Raw genomic sequence first — 6,000 nt, forward strand, 5'->3', positions numbered from 1 at the left:
GCTGTCGTCCGGCCCTGGGACACGAGCGTCGCTTCCATCCGGTCGGCACCGCAGTCGGTCGCCGCACCCCGGCGCCCCCGCTGAAGCCGGCGGCACCATCGCCGGCCCGGCGACGGTCGCCTCCGAAACGGTCACGGTCAGTCAGTCGGCCGAGCCGTGCGTGCACCAGAGACGGGATCCGTCCCCTCCTCGGCGGCGTCGACGAGGCCGCGGACATGGGGAGCGTGCCGCCGACCTGCGCGATCACCGATCGCACGAGCTGACACGGACCCGCGCCCGGTGCGAGGGCCGAAGGCCGACCGGGATGGAATGCCCGCGTGGGCGACCGAACGACGCGATCACGCGTCCGTTGCGCGAGGTGGCGGCACGCCGCCCTGCGTCGCGGGCACGCGCTCCGGTGATCCATCGTCTCCACCACGCGCATCGGCCGCGTCGGCCGCCACCGGATCCTCGACGCATCCGTCGAGGCGCACCCGTCGAGCGCTTCCGCCTGGGCACCGGAATCTCGAGAGCTCCGCGTCGCGCGCGCAGGCACGGTGGTACGCAGCCCCGCTGATCGTGCGGTCGTGAGGGGCGATCTCCGTCCGCGCGCCTCGGATCGACCGGACCCATTGCAGTCCACTTCGGCCGACGCGAGCGAGCGCGACCCGGCGACTCGCGGACATCCGCATCACGCGGCCGACGGGCGACCGTGGCTGGCCCGATGCCCTCCGATCCATTGCATCGAGCGGTGCGGTGTCGGAGTCCCGACGGCCGCACGCCCGGGCGGTCGACGCGCGCGGCGCCTGCAGAGCCCGGTCTGCGCGGTGATTCCACTCTGCTCGATCCTGCGGCCTCGATCCCACGCAGCCCGAGTCCCAGAGCGCGAGGCCGAGGCCGGCTTCGCGGTGCCGGTGCGCGCCTCGGCCTCGGAGGCGAACCGGACCGCGATCCCGTCGAGGAATCGATGAGGGCAGGTGGATCAGTGGGGACAGCGGGCACCCTCCGAATCGCGCTCATGTGGAACATCAGAGCGAGCAGCGGAAAGCGGATCGACCGTTTCACGTGAAACGCCGACTCGGATGCCGAAGCGCAGGTCACAGCCGCGCCGTTTCACGTGAAACGGGCAGTCCGTCCGGCATCCGGCCCGTAATCGGCCGCGACCGTCCTCGCGTGGGGGTCCAGCGACATCATCGCGCCGTACGGGACGACCCATTGGGGCCGCGTGTGGCCGAACGGCGGGCCGACGCAGATCACGGCGGCCGGGTTGTAACGCCCGATCTGGGCGATGACGACGTCCCGTTGTGCAGCGCGATAAGCCCACCGCTCTGCCGGCGATCGCCGCTCATCGAGGGAGTTCGCTGGGGGCCGGGCCGACACGACTGCGGCGAGTGGTGCGAGCAACCCTCGTTCTCCCATCGCGCGGAGAACACGCCCGACCCAGTCGGCCGGCGGGAGCAGTTCACTGGTCTCGATCAACAGAACCGCGCCCTCGAGCTCGTCCGGGTCGAACGGAAAGCGATCGGCGACGAGGATCTGGTCGATCACCTCGAGACATCCGCCCCACGTCCTCCCACGCGCGATGCCGCCGCCGCCCGCCCACGTCCACGGCTCGGTCGGCTCGCGTTCCGGCGACGCCGTCAATGCGCGCGGATCGCTCCACGGGAACCCGAAGTCCTCCGACTCGCCCGGATCCTCGATCTCGAGCACTCCACCTTCGATCAGCGCTGACCGCAGTGATCGCGCATGCACGTCGTCAACTCCGGCACCGGCGCCGATATGGACCTGGGTGCTGCCGCCGTAGAAACTCGCGATGCCGTGACTCCACAGCCAGTGGTGGAGGTTGGTGTTGTCGCTGTAGCCGACGAAGGGCTTCGGGTCCGCTCCCACCGCGTCCGCGTCGAGATGGGGGATCACCAGGATCTGGTCGTCGCCGCCGATGGTGGCGAGTACGGCGCGGATCGACGGATCCGTGAACGCGGACATCAGGTCGGCGGCCCGGTCCTGTGGCGTGGCGTCGGCGCGGCGCGTGGTCGGGTACTCCACCGGAACGAGCCCGGTGAGGTCGCTCAGCCGACGCATGGCCTGCTCGTGGACCTCCGGGAAGAAGGCGGGTGCGGCCCACGCGGGAGAGAGCACCGCGACCCGGTCACCGGATCGGGCCTTCGGCGGATGGACGAGCTGATGCTGGGGCATCCGCCGATCATCTCGCACCGAACCAGGTCCATGCACGCGCCGACGACGGCACAACGAGGAACAGGATCACCGCACATCGGCGAGCACCACGCCCGCGCGCACGGACACGGGTCCTGCACCGCATCGCGAGCGCCGAAGCCCGGCTCGCGCCGGCCACCACTCGCCGCGCCTATGCCGAGGGAACGCGCGCGCGGAACACCCGCGTCACCTCGTCGACGGCCCCCTCGCCGAGCACGACGACCTCGACGTCGGTCAGCTTGAACCGGCGGATCGCCTTCTCGGCCGCGCCGATCTCGGCGTCCACGCCGCTGCCCTTCATGAGCACGAGCTCACCGCCCGGGCGCAGCAGCGGAGCGGTGATCGGAATCAGCGTGCGCAGTGCGCTCACGGCACGGGCGGTCACCTGGTCGAGCCGCCCCTTGAGCCTGACCTCCTCGGCGCGAGCCCGGACGACCTCGACGTTCTCGAGCCCGAGCTCGTCGACTTGCCGCTCGAGCCAGGCGACCCGTCGCTCCATGGGCTCGATGAGCGTCAGCTGCACATCGGGGCGGGCGATCGCGAGCACGAGACCCGGCAGACCTGCGCCGGAGCCCACGTCGCCGACGCGACCGGGTCGGAGGAGCGGAGCGACCAGGCCGGAGTTGACGACATGGCGCGACCACAGCCGCGGAAGCTCGAGCGGCCCGATCAGGCCGAGTTCCTCGCCGTGGCGCGCCAGGTTCTCGGTGAACGTGCGGGCGAGCTCGAGACGGTCGCCGAAGACGACGGCCGCTGACGACGGCTCGGGCTCGAGCACGGCCGGCTGGTCGGGGGAGGGATCAGTCATGTTTCACGTGAAACGTCGTCGGCGATCGCACTGAGGAGGGGAGCCGCCTCAGCCGACTCGGGTGATGACGGTGTGACGGTCCGCGCCCTCGCCCCGTGATTCCGAGTGCAGGCCGCGCTCGGCCACGAGGTCGTGCACGAGCTTGCGCTCGTACGACGACATGGGCGGAAGCGCCGCCTCGGAGGCGCCGCCCTCGATCCGCTCCGCCGCTCGCGCGACGAGTCGACCGAGCTCGTCCCGGCGAGCGTCGCGCGACCCGCCGACGTCGAGGATCAGGCGGGAGAAGACCCCGGTCCTCGTCTGCACGGCGAGACGGGTGAGCTCCTGCAACGCCGTCACCGTCTCCGGGCGGGCGAGCACGGCAAGCGAGGACGCCTCGGCGGCGTGGACTGACACGTAGGCCCGGCCGTTGCGGGCGTCGATGTCGATGTCGCCGTCGAGGTCGCAGATGTCGAGGAGTTCCTCGATGTAGTCGGCCGCGATGTCGCCCTCCTCCTCGAGTTGCTCGAGGGATCGCGTCGCGGCGTCGTGCTGGACGTCGGTCATCGTGGTCACTTCCTGTTCTGCTTCTTCGCGCGGTTCTTGCCCATGGGCTGCTGGCGCTGCGTCGTGCTGGGCTTCTGCGGCTCGGCGTCCTCGCCATCCGCCTTCGTCTCGACGACGAGCTTGCCCTTTCGGGCGAGCCGGGCCTCGCGGGCCTTGGCCGCGTCGCTGCCCGGCGTCGGCATGTTGCGGATCACGATGAACTGCTGGCCCATGGTCCAGAAGTTCGAGACGAGCCAGTAGAACATCACGCCGAGGGGGAACGCGACGCCCGAGAAGGCGAAGACCAGCGGGAGCAGGTACAGCAGGATGCGCTGCTGCCGGAACATCGGGCTCGCCTTGGTCTCCGGCGACATGTTCTTCGAGACGATCTGCAGCTGGGTGATGAACTGCGAAGCGGTCATCAGGATGATCATCGTGACCGCGACGAACATCGTGGAGGCGCTGAAGGGATCGCCCGCGATCATCGCGTTCCACTCGCCGATGAAGGTCGAGTTGAGCGGCGCGCCGAGGAACTCTGCGTTCGAGAACTGCTCGGCGAGCTCGGGCGTCATCGCCCCGACGCCACCGCGGTCCGCGTGGATCGACGCGTCGTTCAGCACCGAGAAGAGGCCGAAGAAGATCGGCATCTGCAGCAGCAGCGGCAGGCAGGACGAGAGCGGGTTGGTCCCGGTGCGCTTGTAGAGCTCCATGGTCTCGCGCGACATGGCCTCGCGGGAGAACTGGTCCTTCTTGCCCTTGTACTTGTCCTGGATCTTCTTCAGCTGAGGCGCGACCTCGAGCATCCGCCGCTGGCTCTTGATCTGGCGCACGAAGATGGGGATCAGGGCCGCGCGCACCACGATCACGAGTCCGGTGATGGCGAGCACCCACGTGATGCCGGCTGCCGGGTCCATCCCGAAGAAGGTGAACAGCGAATGGAACGCGACGAGGATCAGCTCGATGGCCCATTTGATGGGCCATAGGAGAATGCTGAAGATGTCCATGGGGTCGGGTCAGTCCTTTCGGGACGTGATGGGGGAGAGTTCGGGGCCCGCTGGGCGGAGCTGTGTGGGGGCCGCGTCGCCGTCGGTCGAGACGTGGGAGTGCGCGTGGTGCACGTGCCCCGCGTGCGCATCGCCCGCGGCAGGGACGGGCACGCCCACGCGCCGTCGGCCGCTGCGGCCGGCGTGACGCCCATGATCCGCGCTGCCCGCCCAGTCGGCCGGGATGACGAATCCGAAGCGCGTCACGTGGAAGCGGCGGACCCGGGGGAGCGGCACGTCGTCGACGCCGCCGGCGGACCAGGGATTGCAGCGCACGATGCGCCATCCGGTCAGGGCCGAACCGATGACGAGGCCGCGGTGCTGGACGGCGCCGAGGCCGTAGGCCGAGCAGGACGGGTAGTAGCGGCAGACGTCGCCGTACAGGGGGGAGACCACGGCCCGGTAGGCACGGATGAGCAGCACGCCCGCGTTGCGGGGGAGGAGCCAGACGAACCAGGCGAGGTTCTTCACGTCAGAGGTCTTCCACTGGGGACGGGCCGGGCACCGCGGAACGGTTCGACGGCGCAGACCCGGCGCGTCGGGCGGCACGCGCCGAGAGTGCCGCGGCGAGCTCGCCGCGGAGTTCGGCGTAGTCGGCGCCCGCCGCGGTGGGCAGGGCGCGGACGACGACGTCGACGGCGGTGACCCCGCCATCGACGAATTCGCGGCCGGCCGCCTTCAACCGCCGGCGAACCAGGTTGCGGCGGACGGCGGTGCCGACCTTCTTGGACACGATGAAGCCGAAGCGCGCGTCGGAACCCGCCTCACGTGAGCGGATGTAGCTCACGGTGTGGGCACCGGCGACCTTCGCACCACGGCGCACGATGAACCGGTAGTCATCGGCGCTCGTGATGCGGTTGGCTTTGGCGAGCACCGAGGAACTTACGCGGAGAGCTCGGTGCGGCCCTTGGAGCGGCGAGCCGAGAGGATCGCGCGGCCGGCACGCGTGCGCATGCGAGCGCGGAAGCCGTGCTTCTTCGCGCGACGACGGTTGTTGGGCTGGAACGTACGCTTGCTCATCTTCTTCTCCGGCTGGGAAATTCCGCGCACGGACGCGTCACAGGTGCGCCGGCGGGGAGAACTCGGTGCCCGAAAGGGCTGCGGTCAACTGATTAAAACTACGGCTTGCGGATGCCGCGGTCAAACCGGGCGCACATCGGAAGGGACATTCTCGCGCGATCCACAGGTTCACCGGCGGAGCGACACGCCGACGGCGCGTCGGATCCTCGAATCGGCATTTGTCCGAGCAGGCCCGATTCGCTAGCGTGTGACACCAGTTATCCCCAGCCTGTGCGGCGGAATCCCGCGGTTCTCGCAAGTCTGCTCACAGGTGGTGGAAACGTTGTGAACAGACGCCTTCGGGCCGCTCCGCCGAATCGCTCGGGGGAGCGACGAGCGGCCGCCGAACGGTGCGACAGATTGCGGGGAGCG

7 protein-coding genes are annotated in these 6,000 nt (G+C 69.9%); all 7 read right to left on the reverse strand.

Annotation, left to right across the window (positions count from 1 at the left end):
• Positions 1–1,092: 1,092 nt before the first annotated feature.
• The 7 genes from ACULK2_RS17980 to rpmH all read right to left on the reverse strand — a co-directional run bounded on the left by ACULK2_RS17980 (position 1,093) and on the right by rpmH (position 5,589).
• On the reverse strand, positions 1,093–2,175 hold the full coding sequence (locus ACULK2_RS17980; RefSeq protein ID WP_445967781.1) for a S66 family peptidase: 1,083 nt from the start codon (positions 2,173–2,175) through the stop codon (positions 1,093–1,095).
• Positions 2,176–2,344: 169 nt separating this feature from the next.
• The gene (rsmG, locus tag ACULK2_RS17985; protein ID WP_445967780.1) at positions 2,345–3,001 is read right to left on the reverse strand and encodes a 16S rRNA (guanine(527)-N(7))-methyltransferase RsmG; all 657 of its coding nucleotides are present in this window, start codon (positions 2,999–3,001) and stop codon (positions 2,345–2,347) included.
• Positions 3,002–3,049: 48 nt separating this feature from the next.
• The gene (locus ACULK2_RS17990; RefSeq protein ID WP_445968213.1) at positions 3,050–3,547 is read right to left on the reverse strand and encodes a Jag family protein; all 498 of its coding nucleotides are present in this window, start codon (positions 3,545–3,547) and stop codon (positions 3,050–3,052) included.
• A 5-nt stretch (positions 3,548–3,552) separates the two neighbouring features.
• A complete protein-coding gene (gene yidC / locus ACULK2_RS17995) occupies positions 3,553–4,530 on the reverse strand; it encodes a membrane protein insertase YidC (RefSeq protein ID WP_445967779.1) in 978 nt (325 codons plus the stop codon).
• Positions 4,531–4,539: 9 nt separating this feature from the next.
• Positions 4,540–5,040: a membrane protein insertion efficiency factor YidD gene (yidD, locus tag ACULK2_RS18000; RefSeq protein WP_445967778.1), complete on the reverse strand. Its 501-nt coding sequence runs from the start codon at positions 5,038–5,040 to the stop codon at positions 4,540–4,542.
• Position 5,041: 1 nt separating this feature from the next.
• The gene (gene rnpA, locus ACULK2_RS18005; RefSeq protein ID WP_445967777.1) at positions 5,042–5,443 is read right to left on the reverse strand and encodes a ribonuclease P protein component; all 402 of its coding nucleotides are present in this window, start codon (positions 5,441–5,443) and stop codon (positions 5,042–5,044) included.
• 8 nt (positions 5,444–5,451) lie between these two features.
• Positions 5,452–5,589 (reverse strand): 50S ribosomal protein L34, encoded by a 138-nt coding sequence (rpmH, locus tag ACULK2_RS18010; RefSeq protein ID WP_064002918.1) that lies wholly within the window; start codon positions 5,587–5,589, stop codon positions 5,452–5,454.
• Positions 5,590–6,000 lie beyond the last annotated feature (411 nt).

It is taken from the genome of Agromyces molybdatiresistens, from assembly GCF_052748445.2.